The sequence below is a fragment of the Variovorax sp. CCNWLW225 genome, from assembly GCF_037204045.1.
Classification (GTDB): Bacteria; Pseudomonadota; Gammaproteobacteria; order Burkholderiales; family Burkholderiaceae_C; genus Variovorax.
Genome location: NZ_JBBCBV010000001.1, coordinates 405,553 through 431,360 on the forward strand (window position 1 = coordinate 405,553; position 25,808 = coordinate 431,360).

General features: G+C 64.5%; 26 protein-coding genes. 23 read left to right on the top strand and 3 right to left on the bottom strand.

The window, feature by feature from the left end; genetic code table 11:
- Window positions 1-54 precede the first annotated feature (54 nt).
- The 12 genes from V9L20_RS02050 (at window position 55) to V9L20_RS02105 (ending at window position 14,707) form a co-directional block, all read left to right on the top strand.
- Window positions 55-1,041: a Bug family tripartite tricarboxylate transporter substrate binding protein gene (locus V9L20_RS02050; protein ID WP_258505172.1), complete on the top strand. Its 987-nt coding sequence runs from the start codon at window positions 55-57 to the stop codon at window positions 1,039-1,041.
- Window positions 1,038-2,126, top strand: coding sequence for a lactonase family protein (locus V9L20_RS02055; protein ID WP_337295291.1), 1,089 nt, complete (start codon window positions 1,038-1,040; stop codon window positions 2,124-2,126). Before V9L20_RS02050 ends, V9L20_RS02055 begins: the two co-directional genes overlap by 4 nt.
- A gap of 35 nt (window positions 2,127-2,161) precedes the next feature.
- Window positions 2,162-3,154 carry a Bug family tripartite tricarboxylate transporter substrate binding protein gene (locus V9L20_RS02060; RefSeq protein WP_258505168.1) on the top strand — a complete coding sequence of 331 codons (993 nt, stop codon included), beginning with the start codon at window positions 2,162-2,164 and terminating at the stop codon, window positions 3,152-3,154.
- Window positions 3,155-3,304: 150 nt separating this feature from the next.
- Entirely contained in the window at window positions 3,305-4,156 is an 852-nt protein-coding gene (asd, locus tag V9L20_RS02065; protein ID WP_258505166.1) for an archaetidylserine decarboxylase, read from the top strand.
- Between the two features lie 176 nt (window positions 4,157-4,332).
- Window positions 4,333-4,788 carry a winged helix-turn-helix transcriptional regulator gene (locus V9L20_RS02070; protein ID WP_337295292.1) on the top strand — a complete coding sequence of 152 codons (456 nt, stop codon included), beginning with the start codon at window positions 4,333-4,335 and terminating at the stop codon, window positions 4,786-4,788.
- Window positions 4,789-4,881: 93 nt separating this feature from the next.
- Window positions 4,882-5,232 carry an FKBP-type peptidyl-prolyl cis-trans isomerase gene (locus tag V9L20_RS02075; RefSeq protein ID WP_012746856.1) on the top strand — a complete coding sequence of 117 codons (351 nt, stop codon included), beginning with the start codon at window positions 4,882-4,884 and terminating at the stop codon, window positions 5,230-5,232.
- 152 nt (window positions 5,233-5,384) lie between these two features.
- The gene (gene grpE, locus V9L20_RS02080; RefSeq protein WP_337295293.1) at window positions 5,385-5,960 is read left to right on the top strand and encodes a nucleotide exchange factor GrpE; all 576 of its coding nucleotides are present in this window, start codon (window positions 5,385-5,387) and stop codon (window positions 5,958-5,960) included.
- Between the two features lie 117 nt (window positions 5,961-6,077).
- Entirely contained in the window at window positions 6,078-8,015 is a 1,938-nt protein-coding gene (dnaK, locus tag V9L20_RS02085; protein WP_337295294.1) for a molecular chaperone DnaK, read from the top strand.
- Between the two features lie 97 nt (window positions 8,016-8,112).
- Complete coding sequence (gene dnaJ / locus V9L20_RS02090; RefSeq protein ID WP_258505162.1) at window positions 8,113-9,249, top strand: molecular chaperone DnaJ; 1,137 nt, start codon at window positions 8,113-8,115, stop codon at window positions 9,247-9,249.
- Window positions 9,250-9,878: 629 nt separating this feature from the next.
- Complete coding sequence (locus tag V9L20_RS02095) at window positions 9,879-11,801, top strand: PrkA family serine protein kinase (protein WP_126747425.1); 1,923 nt, start codon at window positions 9,879-9,881, stop codon at window positions 11,799-11,801.
- Between the two features lie 63 nt (window positions 11,802-11,864).
- A complete protein-coding gene (locus tag V9L20_RS02100) occupies window positions 11,865-13,157 on the top strand; it encodes a YeaH/YhbH family protein (RefSeq protein WP_258505161.1) in 1,293 nt (430 codons plus the stop codon).
- Window positions 13,154-14,707, top strand: coding sequence for a SpoVR family protein (locus V9L20_RS02105; RefSeq protein ID WP_337295295.1), 1,554 nt, complete (start codon window positions 13,154-13,156; stop codon window positions 14,705-14,707). The genes V9L20_RS02100 and V9L20_RS02105 overlap by 4 nt, the downstream gene beginning before the upstream one ends.
- A 19-nt stretch (window positions 14,708-14,726) precedes the next feature.
- Here the strand turns inward: V9L20_RS02105 and aroQ are convergent, their stop codons facing one another.
- Window positions 14,727-15,167, bottom strand: a complete 441-nt coding sequence (gene aroQ, locus V9L20_RS02110; protein ID WP_337295296.1) for a type II 3-dehydroquinate dehydratase — start codon at window positions 15,165-15,167, stop codon at window positions 14,727-14,729.
- A 75-nt stretch (window positions 15,168-15,242) separates the two neighbouring features.
- Here aroQ and V9L20_RS02115 point away from each other — a divergent pair, with 75 nt between their 5' ends.
- From V9L20_RS02115 to gnd, 11 genes are all read left to right on the top strand, one after another.
- Window positions 15,243-15,938 (top strand): Rieske 2Fe-2S domain-containing protein, encoded by a 696-nt coding sequence (locus V9L20_RS02115; RefSeq protein WP_337295297.1) that lies wholly within the window; start codon window positions 15,243-15,245, stop codon window positions 15,936-15,938.
- A gap of 8 nt (window positions 15,939-15,946) precedes the next feature.
- On the top strand, window positions 15,947-16,810 hold the full coding sequence (locus V9L20_RS02120; RefSeq protein ID WP_337295298.1) for an aromatic ring-hydroxylating dioxygenase subunit alpha: 864 nt from the start codon (window positions 15,947-15,949) through the stop codon (window positions 16,808-16,810).
- Window positions 16,807-17,445, top strand: coding sequence for a glutathione S-transferase family protein (locus V9L20_RS02125; RefSeq protein ID WP_337295299.1), 639 nt, complete (start codon window positions 16,807-16,809; stop codon window positions 17,443-17,445). Before V9L20_RS02120 ends, V9L20_RS02125 begins: the two co-directional genes overlap by 4 nt.
- Before the next feature lie 51 nt (window positions 17,446-17,496).
- Entirely contained in the window at window positions 17,497-18,603 is a 1,107-nt protein-coding gene (locus V9L20_RS02130) for an S-(hydroxymethyl)glutathione dehydrogenase/class III alcohol dehydrogenase (RefSeq protein ID WP_055799863.1), read from the top strand.
- Between the two features lie 22 nt (window positions 18,604-18,625).
- A complete protein-coding gene (locus tag V9L20_RS02135) occupies window positions 18,626-19,552 on the top strand; it encodes an alpha/beta fold hydrolase (protein ID WP_337295300.1) in 927 nt (308 codons plus the stop codon).
- Window positions 19,549-20,424 carry an S-formylglutathione hydrolase gene (gene fghA, locus V9L20_RS02140; protein WP_337295301.1) on the top strand — a complete coding sequence of 292 codons (876 nt, stop codon included), beginning with the start codon at window positions 19,549-19,551 and terminating at the stop codon, window positions 20,422-20,424. The genes V9L20_RS02135 and fghA overlap by 4 nt, the downstream gene beginning before the upstream one ends.
- A gap of 49 nt (window positions 20,425-20,473) precedes the next feature.
- The gene (locus tag V9L20_RS02145) at window positions 20,474-20,977 is read left to right on the top strand and encodes a GNAT family N-acetyltransferase (protein WP_258505149.1); all 504 of its coding nucleotides are present in this window, start codon (window positions 20,474-20,476) and stop codon (window positions 20,975-20,977) included.
- 28 nt (window positions 20,978-21,005) lie between these two features.
- Window positions 21,006-21,395, top strand: coding sequence for a VOC family protein (locus tag V9L20_RS02150; RefSeq protein WP_337295302.1), 390 nt, complete (start codon window positions 21,006-21,008; stop codon window positions 21,393-21,395).
- 43 nt (window positions 21,396-21,438) lie between these two features.
- Entirely contained in the window at window positions 21,439-21,858 is a 420-nt protein-coding gene (locus tag V9L20_RS02155) for a TfoX/Sxy family protein (protein WP_337295303.1), read from the top strand.
- The gene (locus V9L20_RS02160) at window positions 21,855-22,463 is read left to right on the top strand and encodes a 3'-5' exonuclease (RefSeq protein ID WP_337295304.1); all 609 of its coding nucleotides are present in this window, start codon (window positions 21,855-21,857) and stop codon (window positions 22,461-22,463) included. The genes V9L20_RS02155 and V9L20_RS02160 overlap by 4 nt, the downstream gene beginning before the upstream one ends.
- A gap of 105 nt (window positions 22,464-22,568) precedes the next feature.
- Window positions 22,569-23,987: a decarboxylating NADP(+)-dependent phosphogluconate dehydrogenase gene (gene gnd, locus V9L20_RS02165; protein ID WP_337295305.1), complete on the top strand. Its 1,419-nt coding sequence runs from the start codon at window positions 22,569-22,571 to the stop codon at window positions 23,985-23,987.
- Window positions 23,988-24,018: 31 nt separating this feature from the next.
- On the opposite strand, the gene V9L20_RS02170 is transcribed toward gnd, so the two are convergent.
- Both V9L20_RS02170 and V9L20_RS02175 read right to left on the bottom strand, forming a co-directional pair.
- On the bottom strand, window positions 24,019-24,510 hold the full coding sequence (locus V9L20_RS02170; protein ID WP_337295306.1) for a gluconokinase: 492 nt from the start codon (window positions 24,508-24,510) through the stop codon (window positions 24,019-24,021).
- 138 nt (window positions 24,511-24,648) lie between these two features.
- A complete protein-coding gene (locus V9L20_RS02175; protein ID WP_337295307.1) occupies window positions 24,649-25,743 on the bottom strand; it encodes a PA0069 family radical SAM protein in 1,095 nt (364 codons plus the stop codon).
- Window positions 25,744-25,808 lie beyond the last annotated feature (65 nt).

Sequence of the window (25,808 nt, forward strand, 5' to 3'; positions counted from 1 at the left end):
TTCAGCCTTTTCTGAGGCTTGCGGAATCAAGATCAATAACGGAGACAACAACCAATGAGAAGAAGCAGATTCCTGCGCGGCCTGGCCGCCCTTTCGGCGACGGCAAGCCTCTCGCTCGGCTACGCGGCACTGGCCACGGCCCAGAGCAACAGCAGCAACTTTCCGAACCACGCCATCGAGCTGCTGGTGCCCTACCAGCCGGGCGGCGGCACGGACGGCCTGGCGCGCGCGTTCTCCGAAGCGAGCCGCAAGCACACCTCGCAGAGCATCGTGATCGTCAACCGCCCCGGCGCCGGCGGCGCCATCGGCTGGACCGAGGTGATCAACTCCCGCCCCGACGGCTACAAGCTCGCGGTGCTGACGGTGGAGCTGCTCACGCTGCCGCACCTGGGCCTGGCCAAGTTCAACTACGACGACTTCCAGCCGATTGCGCAGCTCAACGCCGACCCGGCCGCGATCACCGTCAAGGCCGACGCACCTTGGAACACCATCGAGGAGTTCCTGGCCGCGGCGAAGAAGTCGCCCGAAAGCGTTCGCGTCGGCAACTCGGGCAACGGCTCGATCTGGCACCTGGCCGCGGCGGCGCTCGAAGACAAGACCGGCACCAAGTTCGGCCACATTCCCTTCCAGGGCGCGGCGCCCGCGGTGCTGGCCCTCTTGGGCGGGCACATCGAGGCAGTGGCGGTGAGCCCGGCCGAGGTGACGACCCATGTGCAATCCGGCAAGCTCAAGGTGCTGATGGTCATGGCCGACAAGCGCGTGAAGGGTTTCGACAAGGTGCCCACTGCCAAGGAGCGCGGCATCGACCTGTCGATCGGCACGTGGCGCGGCCTGGGCGCGCCCAAGAACACGCCGCCCGAAGTGATGGCAAAGCTGCGCGAGATCACGGCCAAGACGGCGGCCGAGCCGCTCATGCATGAAGTGATGGACAAGCAGAACCTCGGCTATGTCTACACCGACGGCGCGGTGTTCAAGGAAACGCTGGCCAAGGACAACGCGTACTTCAAGGCGCTGATCGCCAAACTCAACATCAAGCCATGAACCGCACGCCCATCTTTCGCCCGCTTCGCGGCGCGGTTGCACTGCTGTCGCTGGCTGCCGCGGGGCACGCCTCGGCGGGCACCTGGGTCTATGTGTCCAATGCCGACAGCCAGGAGGTCTCGGTGCTCGAACTGGACCGCGCGCTCGGCGTGCTCAAGCCGGTGCAGGCGCTGAATGTCGGCGGCACCGTGATGCCGATGGCGGTGAGCCCCGACAAGCGCGTGCTGCATGCAGCGCTGCGCTCGCAGCCGTTCCGCGTGGTCAGCATGTCGATCGACCCGGCCACCGGCAAGCTGCAGAAAATCGGCGAAGCGCCCCTGGCCGACAGCATGGCCAACATCGATCTCGATGCAAGCGGCAAATGGCTCTTCGCGGCCTCTTACCAGGGCGGCAAGATCTCGGTCAACGCCATCGGCAAGGACGGCGCCGCGGGCGCAATCCAGCAGCTGGTGCAAACGGGGCCGAACGCGCACGCGATCCACGCGGACGCGAGCAACCGCTTCGTGCTTGCGACCAGCCTGGGCGGAGACAACGTGTCGACCTGGCGCTTCGATGCGGACAAGGGCCTGCTCTCGGCCAACGATCCGTCGCTGACCATGTCCACCGCGAAGTCGGGCCCGCGCCACTTCGTCTGGGACAAGGCGCAGCGCCGCATCTACCTGCTGAACGAACTCGACGCGAGCCTGCACGTGTACGCCTGGGACGCCGCGCGCGGCACGCTCAAGCTGGAACAGAGCACCACCACACTGCCGGCCGGATTCACCGGCAAGCCCTGGGCGGCCGATCTGCACCTGACACCCGACGGGCGCTATCTGTATGCATCGGAACGCACGTCGAGCACGCTCTCGGCCTTCCAGGTGGATGCATCCACCGGACAGCTGAAACCGCTCGGCCAGACACCGACCGAGAAAACGCCGCGCGGCTTTGCCATCGATTCGAGCGGCCGCTACCTGATTGCCGCCGGGCAGGAGTCGCACAGCGTTGCGCTGTACGCCATCGACCCCGCCACGGGCGCACTGGGCAAGCCCTCGCGCATCAGCGTGGGCAAGAACCCGAACTGGATCGAAATCGTCGACACGCCGTGACGACGACCTGCAACATCATCAAAGGAGACCTCGCCATGCAACGCCGCACACTCATCCGCACCGCCCTCGCCTCTTCGATTGCCGTGGGCCTGCCCGCCTTTGCGCAGGGCACCGGCAATTGGCCCACGGGCAAGGCCATCACCTATCTCGTGCCGTTTCCCGCGGGCGGCACCACCGACGTGCTGGCTCGCCTGATCGGGCAGAAGCTGGGCACGGTGCTGGGCACGAGCGTGATCATCGACAACAAGGGCGGCGCCGGCGGCAGCGTGGGCTCCGAAATCGGCGCGCGCGCGGCACCCGACGGCTTCACGATGGTGGGCGGCACGATCAGCTCGCATGCCATCAACATCAGCCTGTATCCGAAGCTCGGCTACGACCCGCAGAAGTCGTTTGCGCCCGTCACGCTCATCGGCACCAACCCGCTGGTGCTGGTGGTGAACCAGGCGAGCCCCTACAAGACCCTGAAGGACGTGCTGGAAGCCAGCAAGACGAAGTCGGGCGGGCTTTCGTCGGCGTCGGCCGGCACGGGCACGTCGCAGCACCTCTCGCTCGAGCTGCTGGCGTTCAAGTCCGGCGTCAAGTTCACGCACATTCCGTACAAGGGCAGCGGCCCGGCCATCCAGGACGTGATCGGCGGCCAGGTCGACATGATGTTCGACACCAGCGTGGTGGCGGGCCCGCACGTGCAGAGCGGCAAGCTGCGCGCGATTGCCGTGACCTCGGCCAAGCGCCTGGCTTCGATGCCCGACGTGCCGACGGTTGCGGAATCCGGCATTGCTGGCCTGCAGGACTTCGAGGTGCTGTCGTGGCAGGCGATCTTCGTGCCCGCGGGCACGCCGGCGCCCATCGTCGACCGGCTGCACACCGAGATCCGCAAGATTCTTGCAACGCCCGAAATGCAGGAGAAGCTCAAGGGCTTCGGCATGGAGCCCGCGGACCTGAGCACGGCAAAGATCGCGGCCTTCCAGAAATCCGAAGTCGAGAAGTGGGCCCAGGTGATCAAGGCGGCGGGCATCAAGGCGGATTGATTTCGCCGGGGGGCCGGCGAGCCCCCTGCCCGCTTGCGCGCCCGGTTGCCCGGGTGCGCGATACAAGGGAAGCTTCCTACGTCCGGACGCCGGGGGCCTTTATAGAATGCCCCTCCGATTTGCATTCCAGGCCTGCCCGGCCATTCACACGTGTCCGACCGCTCAGCCGTACTGCACCAATACCTGTTTCCCAAGCAGGCACTGACAAATTTTGCCGGCTGGGTCGCAGGCAAGGAACGCGGCGCCGTCACCACGTGGATCATCCGGCGCTTCGTGGCCAAGTACGGTGTCGACATGGGCGAAGCGCTCGAGTCGGACATCAACCACTACAAGAGCTTCAACCAGTTTTTCACGCGCGCGCTCAAGCCGGGCGTGCGGCCGCTGGCCGACGCCGATCTGGTGTGCCCGGTGGACGGCGCAATCAGCCAGTTCGGCGCCATCGAGGGCGACCAGATCTTCCAGGCCAAGGGCCACAACTACACGACCACCGCGCTGGTCGGCGGCGACTCGACGCTGGCCGCCCGCTTCGCGCACGGCAGCTTTGCCACGCTTTACCTGAGCCCCAGGGACTACCACCGCATTCACATGCCATGCGACGGCCGGCTGCTGCGAATGATTTACGTGCCCGGCGACCTGTTCTCGGTCAACCCCGCCACCGCGCGCGGCGTGCCCGGCCTGTTTGCGCGCAATGAGCGCGTGGTGTGCGTTTTCGAAACCGGGCGCGGCCCCTTCGTGCTGGTGCTGGTGGGTGCCACCATCGTCGGCAGCATGGCCACCGTGTGGCACGGCGTGGTCAATCCGCCGCGCGGCGGCGAGCTGCGCGAATGGAACTACGCCGACCAGGAGATCGTGCTGAAGAAGGGTGACGAGATGGGACGCTTCTTGCTCGGCTCCACCGTGGTCATGCTGTTCCCGGCGCCTGCGCTGGTGTTCAACCCCGATTGGTCGCCGACCCGTGCCGTTCGCCTGGGTGAAGCCATGGCCGATTTTGTCAATTTGTGAGGCTTTGTCTCAGGGCCCGCATGCAGCATGCACCCGTAGCTATAAAACTAGTAGCATCGTGATCCTTGCGCTATAGTCGCCGACCAACGAGCGGCCATAGCAAGCCAACAAGAACGCGAGGCACCGGCCCTGCCGCCAGGACCGATGGCCCGCCCAGCCCCGAGGAGATGATGTCGATGAGTACTAAGGAAAACGCAGCCATCAGCCAGCTGCTCGCACTGCTCGAAGCGCGCTATGCACTGCGCGTGCTCTGGGCGCTGCGCGACGGGCATGCGCAAACCTTCAGGCTGCTGCAGGACAGCGTCGGCGGCATCACTCCCAACACGCTCAATACGCGCATCAAGGAATTGCGCGAGGCCGGTCTCGTCAGCCATGGCGGCGACGGCTACAGCCTCACGGTGAGCGGACAAGACCTGCTCAAGCGGCTGTCCGACCTGCAGGCCTTTGCGGGCAAGTGGCAGCTGGGGCAGGTCAAGAAGGCCGCGGCACCGGCGCCTGCCGCGCCTGCTTCATCGCCGGCCCCTGCCGTGCCTGCGGCACCCGCTGCTTCCGGCTCGGCGGAGTCTTCGGCGCCGGCACCGTCCGCCCCGCCCTCCTCATCATCTACCCCGCCCGCCGACCCTGCCAATTGAGCAGGCCGGCAGGGCCGCCGCGGGGCATCGGTAAACTTCTGGCCTTCGCTGGTCCATCCATTCATCATCCAAATTGACGCAAGGAGCGTTCACATGCCTACCACTCCCTCCGGCCTGCAATACGAAGACACCACCGTGGGCGACGGCGCCGAAGCCAAGGCCGGCCAACACGTGCACGTGCACTACACCGGCTGGCTCTACAACGACGGCGTGCAAGGCGCCAAGTTCGATTCGAGCCGCGACCGAAACGACCCCTTCGCGTTCTCGCTGGGCGCCGGCCAGGTCATCAAGGGCTGGGACGAAGGCGTGGCCGGCATGAAGATCGGCGGCAAGCGCACGCTGATCATTCCCGCATCGCTGGGCTATGGCGCACGCGGCGCCGGCGGCGTGATTCCTCCGAACGCCACGCTGAAGTTCGACGTCGAGCTGCTCGACGCCCATTGATCGCAGCCAGCCCTTGGCACGAAGGCCCGGTTCCGGGCCTTTTTCATGCCTCCGCGGCCCTACAGGCCGCATTTTTTCGCTTGAAATGCCCCTGACCAGCCCCAAGTGGCTGGCTATCGTTTGTTTCCCGGCACACGCCGGTTCTTTGAAAAATGTCTGACCCGCAACAATCCGCACAGAATTCTCAAATGCTGCAAGGCGAGCCAAGCCCCGAAGAACTGGAGGCCGCACAGGCTGCCAACGAAGCCGAGGCGCAAGACGCCCTGGTCGCGGCCCAAGGCGAGCTCGCCGCACTGCAGGCCAAGAATGCCGAACTGGCCGATCAGTACCTGCGCGCGCAGGCCGACGTGCAGAACGCCCGCCGCCGCGCCGACGACGAGATCACCAAGGCGCGCAAGTTTGCGGTCGAAGCCTTTGCGGAGAGCCTGCTCCCCGTGACGGACAGCCTCGAAGCCGGCCTGGCCATCAAGGACGCCACGCCTGAACAGATCCGCGAAGGTGCCGAAGCCACGTTGCGCCAGCTGAAGAGCGCGCTCGAACGCAACAAGGTGATCGAGGTGGCTCCGGTCCCCGGCACCAAGTTCGACCCGCATCAGCACCAGGCCATTTCGGTGGTGCCCGCGCCCGAGCAGGAGCCCAACACCGTGGTGAGCGTGCTGCAGAAGGGCTACACCATCAACGAGCGCGTGCTGCGCCCGGCGCTGGTCACGGTCAGCGCGCCCAAGTAATCCGCTCTACCGATACACACGATTCCCACAGGAAATCCACGCTTCATACCTTGAATCGCGCCGGGTTATCCACAAGTTCATAACAACATATTTTTCAGGCTTTCAGGAGTAAAGAACATGGCAAAGATCATCGGCATCGACCTCGGCACCACCAACTCGTGCGTGTCGATCATGGAAGGCAACACCACGCGTGTGATCGAGAACTCGGAAGGTGCGCGCACCACACCGTCGATCGTGGCTTACCAGGAAGACGGCGAAGTGCTGGTCGGTGCCTCGGCCAAGCGCCAGGCGGTGACGAACCCCAAGAACACGCTCTACGCAATCAAGCGCCTGATCGGCCGCAAGTTCGAAGAAAAAGAAGTCCAGAAGGACATCGACCTGATGCCCTACACCATTGCCAAGGCCGACAACGGCGACGCATGGGTGGAAGTGCGCGGCAAGAAGATCGCACCCCAGCAGGTGAGCGCCGACATTCTGCGCAAGATGAAGAAGACCGCCGAAGACTACCTCGGCGAAGCGGTGACGGAAGCCGTGATCACGGTGCCGGCCTACTTCAACGATGCACAGCGCCAGGCCACCAAGGACGCCGGCCGCATCGCGGGCCTGGACGTCAAGCGCATCATCAACGAGCCCACCGCCGCGGCCCTGGCCTTCGGCCTGGACAAGCAGGACAAGGGCGACCGCAAGATTGCCGTGTATGACCTCGGCGGCGGTACCTTCGACGTGTCGATCATCGAAATTGCCGACGTGGACGGCGAGAAGCAGTTCGAAGTGCTGTCGACCAACGGCGACACCTTCCTGGGCGGCGAAGACTTCGACCAGCGCATCATCGACTACATCATTGCCGAGTTCAAGAAAGAGCAAGGCGTCGACCTGAGCAAGGACGTACTGGCCCTGCAGCGCCTGAAGGAAGCGGCCGAAAAGGCCAAGATCGAACTGTCGAACAGTGCGCAGACCGACATCAACCTGCCCTACATCACGGCCGATGCCTCGGGCCCGAAGCACCTGAACATCAAGCTCACGCGCGCCAAGCTCGAGAGCCTGGTCGACGAGCTGGTCGAGCGCACCATTGCGCCCTGCCGCCTGGCCATCAAGGACGCCGGCATCAGCGTGTCGGACATCAACGACGTGATCCTGGTCGGCGGCATGACCCGCATGCCCAAGGTGCAGGAAAAGGTGAAGGCCTTCTTCGGCAAGGAGCCGCGCAAGGACGTGAACCCCGATGAAGCCGTGGCCGTCGGCGCCGCCATCCAGGGCCAGGTGCTCTCGGGTGACCGCAAGGACGTGCTGCTGCTCGACGTGACCCCGCTGTCGCTGGGCATCGAGACCATGGGCGGCGTGATGACCAAGATGATCACGAAGAACACCACGATCCCGACGAAGTTCGCGCAGACCTTCTCCACGGCCGAGGACAACCAGCCGGCCGTGACCATCAAGGTGTTCCAGGGCGAGCGCGACATTGCCGCGGGCAACAAGCTGCTCGGCGAGTTCAACCTCGAGGGCATTCCGCCGGCAGCGCGCGGCACGCCGCAGATCGAAGTGAGCTTCGACATCGACGCCAACGGCATCCTGCACGTGGGCGCCAAGGACAAGGGCACCGGCAAGGAAAACAAGATCACCATCAAGGCGAACTCGGGCCTCTCTGAAGACGAGATCCAGAAGATGGTGAAGGACGCCGAGCTGAACGCAGCCGACGACAAGAAGAAGCTCGAAATCGTGCAGGCGCGCAACCAGGGCGAAGCCATGGTGCACAGCGTGAAGAAGTCGCTGGGCGAACACGGCGCGAGCCTGGACGCCGGCGAGAAGGAAAAGATCGAAGCCGCGATCAAGGACCTGGAAGAAGCCCTGAAGGGCGAGGACAAGGCCTCGATCGAGGAAAAGACCAACACGCTGATGACCGCAAGCCAGAAGCTCGGCGAAAAGATGTATGCCGAGGCGCAGGCCGCGGCAGGCGCCGCCGGCGGCCCGGGTGCTGCCGCTGGCCCGGAAGCTGCGAGCGCACCGGCCGATGACAACGTGGTCGACGCCGAAGTCAAGGAAGTCAAGAAGGACTGATCCTCAGTCTTTCGAACAAGGCTGGAATACCTGAGCGGGTGTTCCAGCCTTTCTCGCTTCAAGTTACGGCTTCACGCCCGCCCCGACCGAACCAGCCATGGCCACAAAACGCGACTATTACGAAACCCTCGGCGTTCCCAAGAATGCGAGCGAGGAAGAAATCAAGAAGGCTTATCGCAAGCTCGCGATGAAGCACCACCCTGACCGCAACCACGGCGACACCAGCAAGGACGCCGAGGCCAAGTTCAAGGAGGTGAAGGAAGCCTACGAAATGCTGTCGGACAGCCAGAAGCGCGCGGCCTACGACCAGTACGGCCACGCCGGCGTCGACCCCAACATGCGCGGCGGCCCCGGTGCAGAGGGCTTCGGCGGGTTCGCGGAAGCGTTCGGCGACATCTTCGGCGACGTGTTCGGCGGCGGCCGCGGCCGCACCAGCGGCGGGCGCCAGGTGTTCCGCGGCAGCGACCTCAGCTACGCCATGGAGGTCACGCTCGAAGAAGCCGCAGAAGGCAAGGAAGCGCAGATCCGCATTCCGAGCTGGGATGACTGCGGCACCTGCCACGGCTCGGGCGCCAAGCCCGGCACCAAGCCCATCACCTGCACCACCTGCCACGGCGCCGGCGCCGTGCAAATGCGCCAGGGCTTCTTCAGCGTGCAGCAGACCTGCCCCACCTGCCATGGCAGCGGCAAGATCATTCCCGAGCCCTGCACGGTGTGCCACGGCCAGGGCAAGATCAAGAACAACAAGACACTCGAGGTCAAGATCCCCGCGGGCATCGACGACGGCATGCGCATCCGCAGCACCGGCAACGGCGAGCCCGGTACCAATGGCGGGCCGCCAGGCGACCTGTACATCGAGATCCGCCTCAAGAAGCACGAGCTCTTCGAACGCGACGGCGACGACCTGCACTGCGTGGTGCCCGTCAGCATGACGACGGCCGCGCTGGGCGGTGAGATCAGCGTGCCCACGCTCAAGGGCCCGGCCGCCATCGACATTCCCGACGGCACGCAAAGCGGCAAGCAGTTCCGCCTGCGTGGCAAGGGCATCAAGGGCGTGCGGTCGAGCTACCCGGGCGACCTATATTGCCACGTGCGCGTCGAAACGCCGGTCAAGCTCACCGAGCACCAGCGCAAGCTGCTGAAGGAGCTTGATGAGTCGCTCAAGAAGGGCGGCGACAAGCACAGCCCCACCGACAAGGGCTGGCTCGACAAGGCCAAGGAATTCTTCAGCTGAAGAAGCTGAAGTAGCAAGAACAGGGGCCCATGCGGCCCCTGTCTTCGTTCATGCACGCGAACGGTGCCTGCCGACCTTGTTCGGTGCCGCGCACCATGAAGGCTCCCGCCAGAACCACGCCGACCGGCGATTGGCGCGCGTTCCCACGCGGACATGCGCGACTTGCCCATCAAAAGATGGCGCGCAGATTGCTTTTATATATTTTTGGTTTGAGCAATAAACCCAAACAGCACATGGCGCGTTATTGTGGTGTAACCGTTTTTGGGCCGTGGGGGGCTCAATAGGAGGTGCTTTCCCCGGAAAAGAAGCAATGAGTGCATAGACCGATTGCCATAGGTATTTTCACTGGGCATCGGGATAGCACCGAGTCCGTTTGCCGAACCTTGGAATTTAGCTGGAATTGAGAAATGGTGCGGGTTTTTCTTGGGAACTTTACTCGGCACTGTGGTTCTGATTTAACAAACAATATTCCGGGTGCACTCTTTGCTTTATGCTGTTTGTGCAGATGTGATTAAGGGAGTTTTCCACGGCTTGCAGCCATGGGGCGGGCACACCTTTAAAAAGTTGCGACGCATTGCGGCTGCAGGCTTCGGGTTAATAAAACCCGCAGACTTGATGGAGGCGTGACCATGGATGTGATCAGCAACTTTGCCGCCCGCTACGAGCGCACCCGCGAGGAAGTCCTCTCGCTGCAGGACTACCTGGATATTTGCAAACGCGATCCCACAGCGTATGCCACTGCGTCCGAGCGGATGCTCAAGGCAATCGGCGAACCCGAGCTGGTCGACACGCGCAACGATCCCAGGCTTTCGCGGATCTTCGCGAACAAGGTCATCAAGATCTACCCCGCGTTCAAGGAGTTCTACGGCATGGAGGACGCCATCGAGCAGGTGGTGTCGTACTTCAGGCATGCCGCCCAGGGCCTCGAGGAAAAGAAGCAGATCCTCTACCTACTGGGCCCCGTCGGCGGCGGCAAGAGCTCGATTGCCGAGCGCCTGAAGCAGCTCATGGAGCATGTGCCGTTCTATGCCATCCAGGGTTCGCCGGTCAACGAAACGCCGCTCGGTCTTTTCGACGCGGTGGAAGACGGCGAGATTCTTGAAAAGGAATACGGCATCCCGCGCCGCTACCTGAACCGCATCCTCTCGCCGTGGGCCGTCAAGCGCCTTGAAGAGTACGGCGGCGACATCCGCCAGTTCAAGGTGGTCAAGCGCTACCCTTCCGTGCTGCGCCAGATTGCCGTTGCCAAGACCGAGCCGGGCGACGAGAACAACCAGGACATCTCCTCGCTGGTCGGCAAGATCGACATCCGCAAGCTCGAGACCTACGCCCAGGACGACCCTGACGCCTACGCCTACTCCGGCGGCCTGTGCCTGGCCAACCAGGGCCTGCTCGAATTCGTGGAAATGTTCAAGGCGCCCATCAAGGTGCTGCACCCGCTGCTTACCGCCACGCAGGAAGGCAACTTCAAGGGCACCGAAGGCTTCGGCGCCATTCCGTTCGACGGCATCGTGCTGGCGCACAGCAACGAGAGCGAATGGAAGGCCTTTCGCAACAACAAGAACAACGAGGCTTTTCTCGACCGGATCTACATCGTCAAGATTCCCTACTGCCTGCGCGCGTCGGAAGAAATCAAGATCTACGAGAAGCTGGTGCGCAACTCATCCTTGGCAAAGGCGCCCTGCGCTCCCGGCACGCTGCGCATGATGGCCCAGCTCTCGGTGCTCACGCGGCTGAAGGAGCCCGAAAACTCCAGCATCTACAGCAAGATGCAGGTGTACGACGGCGAGAACCTGAAGGACACCGATCCCAAGGCCAAGTCGATCCAGGAATACCGCGACTACGCCGGGGTTGATGAAGGCATGAGCGGCGTATCGACCCGCTTTGCGTTCAAGATCATCTCCAAGGTGTTCAACTTCGACAGTTCGGAGGTGGCCGCCAACCCGGTCCACCTGATGTATGTGCTCGAGCAGCAGATCGAACGTGAGCAGTTTCCGCCGGAAACAGAACAGAAGTACATCAGCTACATCAAGGAGCTGCTGGCGCCGCGCTATGCCGAGTTCATCGGCAAGGAAATCCAGACGGCCTACCTGGAGAGCTACAGCGAATACGGCCAGAACATCTTCGACCGCTACGTCACCTATGCCGACTACTGGATCCAGGACCAGGAGTTCCGCGACGTGGACACCGGCGAGGTCTTCGACCGGGCCGCGCTCAATGCCGAACTCGAGAAGATCGAGCGGCCCGCGGGCATCGGCAATCCGAAGGACTTCCGCAACGAGATCGTCAACTTCGTGCTGCGTGCGCGGGCCGGCAATGCCGGGCGCAACCCCGCATGGACGAGTTACGAAAAGCTGCGCGCGGTCATCGAGAAGAAGATGTTCTCCAACACCGAGGAACTCCTGCCGGTGATCAGCTTCAACACGAAGAGCAGTGCCGACGAACAGAAGAAGCACGAAGACTTCGTGACCCGCATGGTCGAAAAGGGCTATACGGCCAAGCAGGTTCGCCTGCTCTGCGAGTGGTACCTGCGGGTACGCAAGAGTTCATAGCGGTAGTCCATAGCGGCGAGGCCGGGGCCTCGCCCCCTTTTTGCAAGGAGCTTTGACATCATCGTGGCCATCCTGCAGCAGATCATCGACCGCCGGCTCTCGGGCAAGAACAAATCCATCGGCAACCGGGAGCGCTTCCTCCGACGCTACAAAGGCCAGATCCAGGAAGCCGTGCGACGCGCCGTCAGCGGGCGCAACATCCGCGAACTGGAGCAAGGCGAAGATGTCACCCTGCCGCGCCACGATGTGTCCGAACCGGTGTTCGGCCATGCGCGCGGCGGCGACCGCGAATACGTGCACCCGGGCAACCAGGAATACCTGAAGGGCGACCGCATTGCACGCCCCGAAGGGCAGGCCGGCGGCGGCTCGGGCAGCGGCGAGGCCGGGGACGGCGGCGAAGGCGAGGACGACTTCGTGTTCCGCCTCACGCGCGAAGAGTTCATGCGCGTGTTCTTCGACGACCTGGCGCTGCCGCACCTCATTCGCACGCAGATTGCCGAAGTGCCCGAATGGAAGAGCCACCGCGCCGGCTTCACGAACGACGGCACGCCCAACAACCTGCACGTGGTGCGCTCGATGCGCGGAGCCCTCGCGCGGCGCATTGCGCTCGGCGGCGAGCCGCGCAAGGAACTGCGGCGCCTGGAGGCGCACCTGCTGCACCTGAAGCAGCATCCGCAGGCGGAGCAGCCTTTCATCCAGAAAGAAATCCGCGAGACTGAAGAGCACATTGAAGAGCTGCGCAGAACCGCGCGGCATGTGCCCTACATCGACCCCATCGACCTGCGCTACCGCAACCGCGTGAAGACGCCTGTGCCCAGCGCCAAGGCGGTGATGTTCTGCCTGATGGACGTTTCGGGCTCCATGGACGAGGCCCGCAAGGACATGGCCAAGCGCTTCTTCATGCTGCTCTATCTGTTTCTCACGCGGCACTATGAACGCATCGACCTCGTGTTCTTGCGCCACCACACGCAGGCACAGGAAGTGAACGAAGAAGAATTCTTCCATGCTACCGAAACCGGCGGCACCGTGGTGTCGAGCGCGCTGGTATTGATGGACGAGATCATCAAGGCCCGCTACCCGAGCGGCGAATGGAACGTGTACGGCGCGCAGGCAAGCGACGGCGACAACTGGCACCAGGACAGCGGGCGCTGCCGCGAGCTGCTGGTCGAAAACATCCTTCCGGTGGTGCGCTACTACGCCTATGTGCAGGTGGCCGAAACCGAGCAGAACCTGTGGCAGGAATACGCGCAACTGGAGGGCCTGCAGCCCAACTTCGCGATGCGCAAGGTATCGGACGCAAGCGACATCTACCCCGTGTTCCGCGACCTCTTCAAGAAGGAAGGGGTGCCCGCATGACTTCCGACCACCCTTCCCTCGAGCGCACGAACTCCACCGGCCGCCTGGAGCGCCTGCCCAGTCCGTCGGACTGGACCTTCGACCTCATCGAGACCTATCACACGGAGATAGCGAAGACGGCCAAGGGCTTCGGGCTGGACGTGTACCCCAACCAGCTCGAAGTGATCACCGCCGAGCAGATGATGGATGCCTACGCCAGCGTCGGCATGCCCATGATTTACCGCCACTGGTCTTACGGCAAACAGTTCATCGCCACCGAGAAGAACTACCGCCGCGGCCACATGGGGCTGGCCTACGAGATCGTCATCAACTCCGACCCCTGCATTGCCTACCTGATGGAAGAAAACACCATGGCCATGCAGGCCCTGGTGATTGCGCATGCGGCCTACGGCCACAACAGCTTCTTCAAGGGCAACTACCTGTTCCGGATGTGGACCGACGCGTCGTCGATCATCGACTACCTCGTGTACGCACGGCACTACATCGCCGAATGCGAAGAGCGCCATGGCCTCGATGCGGTGGAGCAGCTGCTCGACTCCTGCCACGCGCTGATGAACTACGGCGTCGATCGCTATCGCCGTCCACAAAAGCGGTCGCTGGCGCAAGAGGGCACGCAGCGCGCCGAGCGCGAGCGCTACATGCAGCAGCAGGTGAACGACCTGTGGCGCACCCTGCCGCGCAAGAGCGAACACGCCACCGAATCCGACTCGTCCCGCCGCTTTCCTTCGGAGCCGCAGGAGAACCTGCTCTACTTCATAGAGAAGAACGCCGCGCTGCTCGAGCCTTGGCAGCGCGAGGTGGTGCGCATCGTGCGCAAGATCGCGCAGTATTTCTATCCGCAGCGCCAGACGCAGGTCATGAACGAAGGCTGGGCGACCTTCTGGCACTACACCCTGCTCAACACCATGTACGACCGCGGCCAGCTCGCCGACGGCTTCATGATGGAGTGGCTCAGTTCGCACACGGGCGTGATCTTTCAGCCGCCTGTGGGACATCGCGCCTACAGCGGCATCAACCCCTACGCGCTGGGTTTTGCCATGTTCACCGAGCTGCGCCGCATCTGCGAAAAGCCCAACGAGGAAGACAAGCGCTGGTTCCCCGACTTTGCGGGTACCGACTGGGTCAAGACGCTCGACTATGCAATGCGCAACTTCAAGGACGAGAGCTTCATCGGCCAGTTCCTGAGCCCGAAGACGATGCGTGATTTCAGGCTGTTCGCGATTCGCGACCACCAAAGCGAGCCCGAGCTCGAGGTGTCCGCCATTCACGACGACAGCGGCTATCACGCGCTGCGCGAATCGCTGTCACGCCAATACGACATCAGCAGCAGGGAGCCCGACATCCAGGTGTGGAACGTCAACATGCGCGGCGACCGCGCGCTGACGCTGCGCCACACGCAGCGCAACAACCTGCCGCTGCACGACGATGCCGAAGAAGTGCTGAAGCACGTCGCCCGGCTGTGGGGCTTCGACGTTCACCTGGAAAGCGTCGACTCCCAGGGCCACATCAGCCGCAGCTGGAAGGCCGCGGCTCCAAGGCAGACCGACTGATCGGAACTGCCCGAGCGGCTCAGGGCACCAGCGCCGCGATGGCCAGTGCGTAGCCTTTCACGCCCAGGCCGACGATGATGCCGCGCGCCGCCGGCGAAATGTACGAGCGGTGGCGAAACTCCTCGCGCGCATGCACATTCGAGATGTGCAGTTCGATCAGCGGCACGCTCGCACCCTTGATGGCGTCGTGCAGCGCAATCGATGTGTGCGTGTAGGCGCCCGGGTTCATCACCACGCCCAGCATGTTGCCCGCGGCCACTTCGCGGCCTGCCTCATGGATCCAGTCGATCAGCACGCCCTCGTGGTTGGACTGGCGGCACTCGATTTCCACCCCATGCGCGGCGCCTGCGTCCTTGCACAGGCGCTCGACATCGGCCAGCGTGTCGCGTCCGTATTGCTCGGGCTCGCGCGTGCCAAGCAGGTTGAGGTTGGGGCCGTTGAGGACGAGTATTTTCTTCATGATGAGTGGCGTCTGGCGATGCCTCCATTATGAGTGTGCGCCCCGCCTGGGACTTGCGCTAAGGTAGCGCGCATCATGATGAGCGCAGACAGCATTTCAGCCTGGCATCCGGTGGCCCGTTCGGCCGATGTGCGCCCCGGCGCCAACATCGTTGCAGGCTTTGCCCAGGGACAGGAGCTTGCGCTCTGGCGTTCGGCCGATGGCGCACCGCAGGCATGGGAGAACCGCTGCCCACACCGCAGCGTGCGCTTCACGCTCGGCCAGGTGGTGGAAAACCGCCTCTCCTGCGCGTACCACGGCTGGCAGTACGCCGCCGGCAGCGGGCAGTGCATGAGCATTCCCGCACATCCCGGCATGCCGCCGCCAAGCAACCTGTGCGCGAAGGTGTTCAGCGCCGTGGATGCAGCGGGCATGCTGTGGGTGAACCTCGCTGGCGAGGCCGCGCAAGCCCCGCCGCAAGACGACGTCGTGCCCGCCGGCTGGTCGTTCTGCCGCACGCTCGCCGTGCGCGCCGATGCGGCAAGCGTGCGCGACGCACTCGCCCGGCGCGGCTTCAGGGCAAGTGCGGCAACGGCGTCATGGCGCGGGCCGCTCGGCCATTCCGGCACAGCGGCCCTGGTGCTCGCTGCACAACCGCAGCTGGCCTTCATTCACCTCTGGACAGATGCCGCGCCCGGCACCGCCGCAATGAAGACGCTGCACATCGCCGCACGCAGCCTCCGCAGCGAGATCGAAGAAGAAGAAAGTCGACGACCGCAATCGGCAGCCTGAAGAGAACCATGCCCTTCACCACAGACGATCCCAACATGCTCGACGACTGGCTGGTCGTCGGCCCTTCGACGACGCTCGCCGGCAGCCCCGATGCGCAGCCCCGCACGACTCGCCTGCTCGGCGAAACGCTGCACGTGTGGAGCGACGCGGCCGGTGCCCCGCAGTGCCGGCTCGGTACGCAAACGCTGGCCATCCAGTCGCGCTACGGCTATCTCTGGGTCTGCCCAAGCGGCAAGCCGACGCGGCCCCTGTTCGACTTTCCCGAATATGGCGAACCCGGGCGCCGCATGGTCGACTGCGGCAGCATCGGCGTGGCCGTATCGGGGCTGCGCGTGATCGAGAACTTTCTGGACATGGCGCACTTTCCCTTCGTGCACGCCGGCTTCCTGGGCAAGGTGCCGCACACCGAGGTGGCAAAGTACCAGGTGCAAGTCGACCCGGCCACCCAGGAAATCTGGGCCACCGATTGCCGCTTCTGGCAACCCCGCGCCTCGGCCGCCCACGACAGCGGCGCCGAGGTGACCTACAAATACCGCGTCATGCAACCGCTCACGGCCATGCTCTACAAGTCGAGCCACCGCGCCGGTGAGCTCGATGCCATCGCGCTGTTCTTGCAGCCGCTCGATGACGAGCACGTGATCGCCCACACGCTGCTCGCCTGCTACGACGACACCTCGACAGACGCCGAACTCATCGCTTTCCAGCAGACGATCTTCGGGCAGGACAAGCCGATTCTCGAGAACCACGCCTTCAGGCGCATGCCGCTCGAAGGCCGCGCCGAAACGCCGACGCGCGGCGACACGACCTCCGTCACCTACCGGCGCTGGCTGCGCGAGCGCGGCATGCGCTTTGGCGTGAGGCAAGCCGCATGATCAAGCTCTTCGACTACGCCCTTTCCGGCAACTGCTTCAAGGTGCGGCAGATGCTGGCCTGGCTGGGCCTCGGCTACCAGAGCGTGCCGGTCGACTTTCACCCCGGCCGCGAGCACAAGTCGGCTGCATTTCTCGCGCACGTCAACCCACTCGGGCAGATTCCGGTGATCGACGACAACGGTTTTGTGCTGCGCGACGCGCAAGCCATCCTCGTCTATCTCGCCAGCAAGTACGACGCACGGCGCCGCTGGTACCCGGACGACCCGCAGTTGCGCGGCCAGATCGCGATGTGGTTCGCCACCGCCGATGAAATCACCCGCACCGCATCGGCGGCCCGGCTGCACGACGCGTTCGGCTACGAAAATCTCGACATCGAAGCCTGCCGGCGCGGCGCGCATGCGGCCTTTCGTTTACTGGACGACCACTTGGCCGAGCGCGCCTGCGACGGCCTGCAATGGCTGGTCGGGCAACACGCCACCGTGGCCGACCTGGCCTGCTTTCCCTATGTGGCGCTGGCCGGCGAAGGCGGCATTCCCCTGGACGAATACCCCGCGCTGCGAAGCTGGGCGTGGGACTTTCGCCATCTGCCCGGTTTCATCGGAATGTCGGGTATCTTTGCTGCCGGCCCGGCCTGAGCGCCGGTCTGGGTATCCTTGTCCTTCTTCTCCTTTTTGCCCTCAAGCCCCATGAAAACAAAAGCTGCCGTCGCCTGGAAATCCGGAGACCCCCTCACCATCGAAACCGTCGACCTCGAGGGCCCGAAGTTCGGCGAGGTGCTGGTCGAGATCAAGGCCACCGGCATCTGCCACACCGACTACTACACGCTCTCCGGCGCCGACCCTGAAGGCATCTTCCCGGCCATCCTCGGCCATGAAGGCGCGGGCATCGTGGTCGACGTGGGCCCCGGCGTCACCACGCTGAAAAAGGGCGACCACGTCATCCCGCTGTACACGCCCGAATGCCGCCAGTGCAAGTTCTGCCTGTCGCGCAAGACCAACCTCTGCCAGCTGATCCGCGGCACGCAAGGCAAGGGGCTGATGCCCGATGCCACCTCGCGCTTCAGCCTGGACGGCAAGCCGATCTTCCACTACATGGGCACGTCGACCTTCAGCAACTACACGGTGGCGCCCGAAATCTCGCTCGCCAAGATCCGCGAAGACGCGCCGTTCGACAAGGTCTGCTACATCGGCTGCGGCGTGACCACCGGCATCGGCGCGGTGATCTTCACGGCCAAGGTGGAAGCCGGCGCCAACGTGGTGGTGTTCGGCCTCGGCGGCATCGGCCTGAACGTGATCCAGGGCGCCAAGATGGTGGGCGCCGACAAGATCATCGGCGTCGACCTGAACCCCGAGCGCGAAGCCATGGCGCGCAAGTTCGGCATGACGCATTTCATCAACCCGAAGGACACCGAAAACGTGGTCGATGCCATCGTGCAGCTGACCGACGGCGGCGCGGACTACAGCTTCGAGTGCATCGGCAACACCAAGGTGATGCGCCAGGCGCTCGAATGCACGCACAAGGGCTGGGGCCGCAGCATCATCATCGGCGTGGCTGAAGCCGGCGCGGAAATCAGCACGCGCCCGTTCCAGCTGGTCACCGGCCGCAAGTGGGAAGGCTCGGCCTTCGGGGGCGCGCGCGGCCGCACCGACGTGCCGAAGATCGTCGACTGGTACATGGAAGGCAAGATCAACATCGACGACCTGATCACCCACACCATGCCGCTCGAAGACATCAACAAGGGCTTCGACCTGATGAAGCGCGGCGAGTCGATCCGCGGCGTGGTGCTTTACTAGCCTCTGGAGGAGAACGCCCGCCATGAACCGCATGGAGCCCTTGCGCAAGATCGAAGCGGGCGTTCTCGAAATCGCCTATTACGAGGCCGGGCCCGCCGACGGCCCGCCCGTGCTGCTGATGCACGGCTTTCCGTACGACATTCACACTTACGCCGAAGTGGCGCCGATGCTCGCCGACAAGGGCTGCCGCGCCATCGTGCCCTACCTGCGCGGCTACGGCGCCACGCGCTTCCTGAGCGATGCCACGCCGCGCTCCGGCGAGCAGGCCGCGCTCGGCGCCGACCTGCTCGCGCTGCTCGACGCACTCCGCATCCAGCGCGCGGTGCTGGCCGGCTACGACTGGGGCGGCCGCGCAGCGTGCGTGGTGGCGGCACTCTGGCCCGAGCGCTGCGCGGGGTTGGTCTCATTCAACAGCTACAACATCCAGGACATCGCCAAGGCGATGGAGCCCGACACGCCCGCGAACGAACACAGCCTCTGGTACCAGTACTACTTTCACAGCGAGCGCGGCCGGGCGGGGCTGGCGAAGGACCGCAAGGCGCTCACCCGCCTGCTGTGGCAACTCTGGTCGCCGACGTGGGAGTTCGACGACGCCACCTTCGAGCGCAGCGCGGCAGCCTTCGACTATCCGGATTTCGTCGACGTGGTGATTCATTCATACCGCCACCGCTTCGGGCTGGTGGCGGGCGACCCGGCCTACGCCGACATCGAGCGCCGCCTGGCCGCGCAGCCTGCGATATCGGTGCCCACCATCACCTTCGACGGCCTGGACGATGGTGTGCGTCCGCCCGCCGAAGCCTCTGCCCACGCGCACCGCTTCAGCGGACCACGCTCGCACCGGCTGGTGCCCGGCGTGGGCCACAACATGCCGCAAGAGGCGCCTCGCATCTTTGCAGACGCCGTGCTCGAACTGGTGCCCGCACTGCAGCCCAACAACAACTTCCGATGACCGACATCTTCAAGACCCTTTCCGAGCACCACGTCTTCGGCGGCGTGCAGAGCTTTCACGAGCATGCCTCGCACGAAATCGGCTTGCCGATGCGCTTCTCGGTCTACCTGCCGCCGCAAGCCGCCCACGAGCGCGTGCCCGCCCTGCTCTACCTTGCAGGGCTCACCTGCAACGAAGAAACCTTTGCAGTGAAGGCTGGCGCGCAGCGCATGGCGGCCAGCCTGGGCCTGGCGCTGATCGCTCCCGACACCAGCCCGCGCGGAAGCACCGTGGAAGGCCTGCCGGGCGCCACCGCCAACTGGGACTTCGGCATTGGCGCGGGCTTCTACCTCGACGCGACCGAGGCCCCGTGGTCGGCCCACTGGCGCATGGAAAGCTGGATCGTGCATGAGCTGCTGCCCTTCGTGGCAAAGCACTTCGCGGTCGACGACCAGCGCCTTGGCATCTTCGGCCATTCGATGGGCGGCCACGGCGCGCTCACGCTGGCAATGCGTCACCCGGGGCGGTTCAAGTCGCTCTCGGCATTTGCGCCCATTTGTGCGCCCACGCAATGCCCGTGGGGCGAAAAGGCGTTCAGCGGCTACCTGGGAGAGCCCGGCGGCGACCGCGCGCAATGGCTTGCGCATGACGCCAGCGCGCTCATGAAATCGCAGACCGCCGCGCCGTATCCGCAAGGCATATTGATCGACCAGGGCCTCGCCGACAAATTCCTTGCCGAGCAGTTGTACCCGGAAACCTTCGAGGCCGCCTGCTTTGCCGCGGGACAGCCGCTCACGCTGCGCCGCCACGAGGGCTACGACCACGGCTACTACTTCATCCAGACCTTCATGGCAGATCACCTCGCCCACCACGCCCAAACCTTGCGTGGCTGATCGGCCACTCGTATCGACCGCGGCACACGGGCGCCGTATCATGAGTCGCATGTCTGCAGCACAGATTCCCGCGTTCCAATTGCGCTCTCGCGACGGCGCCCCTGAGGAGAGCCTGGTGCTGGCCGGCATCTGGCGCCGGGCCTGGATAGCGGCCAACCGCAGGGCGACCGTGATCGAGCCGATCACGCACTGGCTGCGGCGCGTGCAAACAGAATTCGTACCCCCGGCCGACGTGGTGCTGGCCGAGCGCGAAGGCCAGGTGCTCGCCTTCATGGTGCTGCTTGCCCGGCGCGAATACGTGGCGCAGCTGTTCGTCGAACCGCATCTGCGCAACCAGGGCCTCGGGCAGGCGCTGCTCGATGAAGCCAGCGTGCGCATGCCGCACGGCTGGAAGCTTCATGTCGCCATCAACAACACCGCGGCGCAGCGCTTCTATGAGCGCTACGGCCTCGTGCGCGGCGCGGTCGACCGGCACCCCACCAGCGGACGCGAACGGGTCGCCTACCATTGGTTTCCGCAGGGCACGACACGACAGCCGCGACGTACCGGCTGAGTGCCCTCTTCCTCCGTCTTGTCTTTCCATGCGCATCGATCACATCGCTCTCTGGACCACCGATCTCGAACGCTGCAAGCGCTTCTACGTCGACTACTTCGGCGCCACGGCCGGCGCAGGCTATGTCAACCCGGCCAAGGGTTTTGCATCGTGCTTCCTGAGCCTGGGCGACGGCGCCCGCATCGAGGCCATGTCCACAAGTACCCTCTCGCCCCTACCCGCCGAACCCGGCGCGCAGCGCATGGGCTGGACGCACCTGGCCATCAGCGTGGGTTCCGATGCGGCCGTGGACGAGCTCACGCAGCGCCTGAAGGCCGACGGCTACCCGCTGCTCGACGGACCGCGCCGCACCGGCGATGGCTACTACGAAAGCGTGGTCCTCGACCCGGACGGCAACCGCATCGAGATCACCGCATGAGCTGCGGAGCCGCCCCACGGGCGAGTGCCGCCGGGCCAGTGCCATGAGTGAGTTTGTAGAAAGCCTGCACGAGATCTTCGAGCGCCTCGGCCGCATCCAGACGCGCCGCATGTTCGGCGGGCACGGCGTGTGGCACGAAGGGCGGATGATCGCCCTCGTTGCCAAGGACACGCTCTACCTGAAGTCCGATGCCGACAGCGCCGAGCATTTCGACAAACTGAATCTGCCGCCGTTCACCTACGAGCGCAACGGCAAAACCATGCCGATGTCGTACCGGCAGGCCCCTGCCGATCTCTTCGAGGACCGGCACGAAGCCGCGCTCTGGGGTCGCCGGGCCTACGAAGCGGCCTTGCGCTCGGGCCAGCCGCCAAAGCAGAAAAAAACCGCCGCTGGCAAGTCGGCCGCCAAGAAAACACCAGCAAAGAAAGCCCCAGTGAAGAAAAAGAAAGCAGCCTCCTCGTGAGCGGCGACATTACCGCATTGCCGCCCCTTCCCGAACGCGAGCAGATCGCTCTGCTGGAAGCCTTCGAGGGCCTCGGCCTCCAGGACATCGTCGTCGTCACCACGCTGCAAGACGCTGAGCACGCCGCCGCCGAGCTGCTGGCCGCCGGCGTTGCAGGCTTCGACACCGAATCGAAACCCACCTTCGCCAAGAACGAGGTGTCTGGCGGCCCACACGTGGTGCAGTTTTCCACGCGTAAGAAGGCGTGGCTGTTCCAGCTGCACCGCACCGAATGCAACCCGGTCGTCGCGGCGCTGCTCGCCTCGACAGAGCTCAAGAAGGTCGGCTTCGGCCTTTCGAGCGATCTCACGCTCATACGCAACCGCCTCAATATCGAACCGAAGGCGGTGTTCGACATCGACACCGAGTTTCGCCGCCAGGGCTATCGCAAGTCGGTGGGCGTGAAGACGGCTGTGGCGCTGGTGTTCAACCGGCGCTTCGTCAAGTCGCGCAAGGCGACCACGTCGAACTGGGCGAACAAGCAGCTGACCGAAGCGCAGATCCGCTACGCGGCCAACGATGCGTATGCCTCGATCCGCGTGTTCGATGCGCTCTTCGGCGGCTGAGCTGCCGCCCCTGCGGCCCGCTCGGCCATAGGCGCGCTCCAGCAGCAGCCCCGCGGCACCCCCGGCACAATGCCGATCACATCTATCGCACAGGAAAGAAGGGCCATGAGCAACAAAAGCGATTTCGGTTTGATCGGCCTGGCCGTGATGGGCCAGAACCTGGTGCTGAACGTGGAAAGCCGCGGCTTCCAGGTCAGCGTGTACAACCGCACCGAAGCCACCACCGAGGCCTTCGTCGCCGCAAATCCGGGCAAGAAGCTGGTCGGCGCGAAGACGCTGGAGGAGTTCGTTCAGAGCCTTGCCAAGCCGCGCAAGATCCAGATCATGGTGAAGGCGGGCGCGCCGGTCGACCAGGTCATCGAGCAGCTGATTCCGCTGCTCGACAAGGACGACATCGTCATCGACGGCGGCAACAGCCTCTACACCGATACCGAACGCCGCGATGCGTACCTCTCAGCCAAGGGCCTGCGCTTCATCGGCGCGGGCGTCTCGGGCGGCGAGGAAGGCGCGCGCAAGGGGCCCTCGATCATGCCGGGCGGGCCGCTTTCCACGTGGGAGGTGATGAAGCCGATCTTCGAGAGCATTGCAGCCAAGGTCGACGGCGAGCCCTGCGTGATTCACATCGGCCCCGGCGGCGCGGGCCACTACGTGAAGATGGTTCACAACGGCATCGAGTACGGCGACATGCAGCTGATCTGCGAGGCCTACAGCCTGTTCAAGGCGGCCGGGTTCACCACCGACGAGATGGCCGCGGTCTTCAACGAATGGAACGAAGGCGAGCTGCAGAGCTACCTGATCCAGATCACCGCCAAGGCGCTCGAGCAGAAAGACCCGGAAACCGGCAAGCCGATCGTCGACGTCATTCTCGACAAGGCGGGCCAGAAGGGCACGGGCCAGTGGACACTCATCAACGCGGCCGAGAACGCGGTGGTCATCAGCACCATCAACGCGGCTGTCGAAGCACGCGTGCTGTCTTCGCAAAAGAAGCAGCGCGTGGCCGCAAGCAAGCTGCTGCAGGGGCCGAAGGCCGCGCTCTCGCTCGAGAAGAAGGCGCTCGTTGCCAAGGTGCACGATGCGCTCTATGCCTCGAAGGTCATCAGCTACACCCAAGGCTTCGACCTGATCAAGACCATGGGCGAAAAGAAGGAGTGGAAGCTCGACCTCGGCCGCATCGCGGCGATATGGCGCGGCGGCTGCATCATTCGCGCGCGCTTCCTGAATCGCATCACCGACGCCTACCGTACCGATCCTGGTTTGGGCAACCTGATGCTCGACCCTTTCTTCAAGGACCTGCTCAACCGCACGCAGCAGAACTGGCGCGACATGGTGGCGCTGGCGGTGAGCAACGGCATTCCGGTGCCGGCGTTCAGCGCGTCGCTGGCCTATTACGACAGCTATCGCACCGAGCGCCTATCGGCAAACCTGCTGCAGGCACAGCGCGACTTCTTCGGCGCGCACACCTATGAGCGGGTCGACAAGCCCGCGGGCGAGTTCTTCCATACCAACTGGCCTGAAGTGATCTAACGCGGGCGCGCCGCGCAGAGGGGCCTGCGCCCTACCCCTGCGCAGCTTCAGGGATTTCGCGCTTCACCTGCGCCACCAGTTCCGGCAGCGGTGCGGTCGCGTCGACAGCGACCACGCCGGCCTCGCCCACCGGCGATTCGAGCGTGGCGAACTGGTTGGCCACCAGGCTGGCCGGGAACATGTGCTCGCCCGCGCCCGCACGCGCGGCCACGCGCCGCTCGGCCTCGTCGCGTTCGATGGCCATGAACACGAACCGCAGGTCCGGCACGGCCGCACGCAGTTGCTCGCGGTAAGCGCGCTTGAGCGCAGAGCAAGTCAGCACCGCGCCCTGCGGCTTGTCGGCAAGCGCACGGCCCAGCGTGGCAAGCCAGCCGGCGCGGTCGGCATCGGTCAAGGGGATGCCCTGGCGCATTTTTTCGACGTTCGACGCAGGGTGGTGGTCGTCCCCTTCGATCAGCGGCAGCGCAAAGGCGGTCGCAAGCGCCGCCCCCAGGCTCGATTTGCCGCAGCCTGAAACTCCCATCACCACTATCCATATCCCGTTCATGCGTACCTTTGCAGCCAAGGCCGGACGGCCGATGCCGCCGGTGGGTTGAATCTACCGCTTATTTTGAAGCGGATTTGATGCGATGCCCGGCTGCAGGCCGCACGGGACCAGCCCTCAGAAAAGACTGCCCTGCCCCGCCGCACCCGGCGGCCGAAAGGCGCCCAGGTCGAGCGGAATGCGTTCGCGGTTGAAGCCGATGCGGTTTGCCGCCTTCTCGAAGCGCTGGCGGATCAGGTCGGCCCAGAGGCCGGTGCCCTTCATGCGCGTGGCAAAGTCGGCGTCGTAGTCCTTGCCGCCGCGCATTTCGTGGATGCGCGCCATGATGCGGTCCGCCCGCTGCGGGTAGTGCAACGCCAGCCACTCCTTGAAGAGCGGCGCCACCTCCCACGGCAGGCGGATCACCGTGTAGAAGGCGCTGCGCGCACCGGCCTCCCAGGCTGCCTCGAGCACCTGCTCCATGTCTTCGTTGACGAACGGAATCTGCGGCGCCACGCTCACCCCCACCGGCACGCCCGCCTCGGCCAGGGTGCGAATGGTGCGCAGCCGCCGATGCGGCGCGGCGGCACGCGGCTCGAGCTTGCGGGCCAGCTCGCCGTCGAGCGTGGTGACGGTCACGTACACCGCGGCCAGGTGCTGGGCGGCCATGGGCGCGATCAGGTCGAGGTCACGCTCCACAGCGCTCGATTTGGTGACCAGCGCAAATGGGTGCCGTGTTTCTTGCAGCAGCTCGATGATCGAACGGGTGAGCCGCAGTTCGCGCTCGATGGGCTGATAGCAATCGGTGGCGGTGCCGATGGCGACATGGCTCGGCTTGTAGCTTTTTCGGCCGAGTTCAGCACGCAGCACCTCGACGATGTTTCGCTTGGCAATGAGCTTGGTTTCGAAGTCGAGCCCCGGCGAGAGGTTGAGGTAACTGTGGGTGGGCCGTGCAAAGCAATAGATGCAGCCGTGCTCGCAGCCCCGATACGGGTTGAGCGAACGATCGAACGAGACGTCGGGCGATTCGTTCTGGTTGAGCACCGACTTCACGTCTTCGAAGCGCACCTCTGTCGCCAGCGGCAGCAGGCCTTCGGCTTCGGCCGCGCCCTCTTCGAGCGTGCCCCAGCCGTCGTCGAACGCATTGCGCTCATCACGCGAAAAGCGATGTGCCAAGTGCGTGGCCGCGCCCCGGCCTTTGATGATGTGGATGGGAATGTGGGCAGCTGGCATGTGGCGCACCTTTCTTTTAACTACTGTTTATACATACAGTATTCCAAACCAGCGGCATGTGCAAA

What these genes read in the sequence shown, in the direction of transcription:
- V9L20_RS02050 (WP_258505172.1), top strand. Translation starts at nt 55, where the DNA reads ATGAGAAGAAGCAGATTCCTGCGCGGCCTGGCCGCCCTTTCGGCGACG.
- V9L20_RS02055 (WP_337295291.1), top strand. Translation starts at nt 1,038, where the DNA reads ATGAACCGCACGCCCATCTTTCGCCCGCTTCGCGGCGCGGTTGCACTG.
- V9L20_RS02060 (WP_258505168.1), top strand. Translation starts at nt 2,162, where the DNA reads ATGCAACGCCGCACACTCATCCGCACCGCCCTCGCCTCTTCGATTGCC.
- V9L20_RS02070 (WP_337295292.1), top strand. Translation starts at nt 4,333, where the DNA reads ATGAGTACTAAGGAAAACGCAGCCATCAGCCAGCTGCTCGCACTGCTC.
- V9L20_RS02075 (WP_012746856.1), top strand. Translation starts at nt 4,882, where the DNA reads ATGCCTACCACTCCCTCCGGCCTGCAATACGAAGACACCACCGTGGGC.
- grpE (WP_337295293.1), top strand. Translation starts at nt 5,385, where the DNA reads ATGTCTGACCCGCAACAATCCGCACAGAATTCTCAAATGCTGCAAGGC.
- dnaK (WP_337295294.1), top strand. Translation starts at nt 6,078, where the DNA reads ATGGCAAAGATCATCGGCATCGACCTCGGCACCACCAACTCGTGCGTG.
- dnaJ (WP_258505162.1), top strand. Translation starts at nt 8,113, where the DNA reads ATGGCCACAAAACGCGACTATTACGAAACCCTCGGCGTTCCCAAGAAT.
- V9L20_RS02095 (WP_126747425.1), top strand. Translation starts at nt 9,879, where the DNA reads ATGGATGTGATCAGCAACTTTGCCGCCCGCTACGAGCGCACCCGCGAG.
- V9L20_RS02105 (WP_337295295.1), top strand. Translation starts at nt 13,154, where the DNA reads ATGACTTCCGACCACCCTTCCCTCGAGCGCACGAACTCCACCGGCCGC.
- aroQ (WP_337295296.1), bottom strand. Translation starts at nt 15,167, where the DNA reads ATGAAGAAAATACTCGTCCTCAACGGCCCCAACCTCAACCTGCTTGGC.
- V9L20_RS02115 (WP_337295297.1), top strand. Translation starts at nt 15,243, where the DNA reads ATGATGAGCGCAGACAGCATTTCAGCCTGGCATCCGGTGGCCCGTTCG.
- V9L20_RS02120 (WP_337295298.1), top strand. Translation starts at nt 15,947, where the DNA reads ATGCCCTTCACCACAGACGATCCCAACATGCTCGACGACTGGCTGGTC.
- V9L20_RS02125 (WP_337295299.1), top strand. Translation starts at nt 16,807, where the DNA reads ATGATCAAGCTCTTCGACTACGCCCTTTCCGGCAACTGCTTCAAGGTG.
- V9L20_RS02130 (WP_055799863.1), top strand. Translation starts at nt 17,497, where the DNA reads ATGAAAACAAAAGCTGCCGTCGCCTGGAAATCCGGAGACCCCCTCACC.
- V9L20_RS02135 (WP_337295300.1), top strand. Translation starts at nt 18,626, where the DNA reads ATGAACCGCATGGAGCCCTTGCGCAAGATCGAAGCGGGCGTTCTCGAA.
- fghA (WP_337295301.1), top strand. Translation starts at nt 19,549, where the DNA reads ATGACCGACATCTTCAAGACCCTTTCCGAGCACCACGTCTTCGGCGGC.
- V9L20_RS02145 (WP_258505149.1), top strand. Translation starts at nt 20,474, where the DNA reads ATGTCTGCAGCACAGATTCCCGCGTTCCAATTGCGCTCTCGCGACGGC.
- V9L20_RS02150 (WP_337295302.1), top strand. Translation starts at nt 21,006, where the DNA reads ATGCGCATCGATCACATCGCTCTCTGGACCACCGATCTCGAACGCTGC.
- V9L20_RS02155 (WP_337295303.1), top strand. Translation starts at nt 21,439, where the DNA reads ATGAGTGAGTTTGTAGAAAGCCTGCACGAGATCTTCGAGCGCCTCGGC.
- gnd (WP_337295305.1), top strand. Translation starts at nt 22,569, where the DNA reads ATGAGCAACAAAAGCGATTTCGGTTTGATCGGCCTGGCCGTGATGGGC.
- V9L20_RS02170 (WP_337295306.1), bottom strand. Translation starts at nt 24,510, where the DNA reads ATGGGAGTTTCAGGCTGCGGCAAATCGAGCCTGGGGGCGGCGCTTGCG.
- V9L20_RS02175 (WP_337295307.1), bottom strand. Translation starts at nt 25,743, where the DNA reads ATGCCAGCTGCCCACATTCCCATCCACATCATCAAAGGCCGGGGCGCG.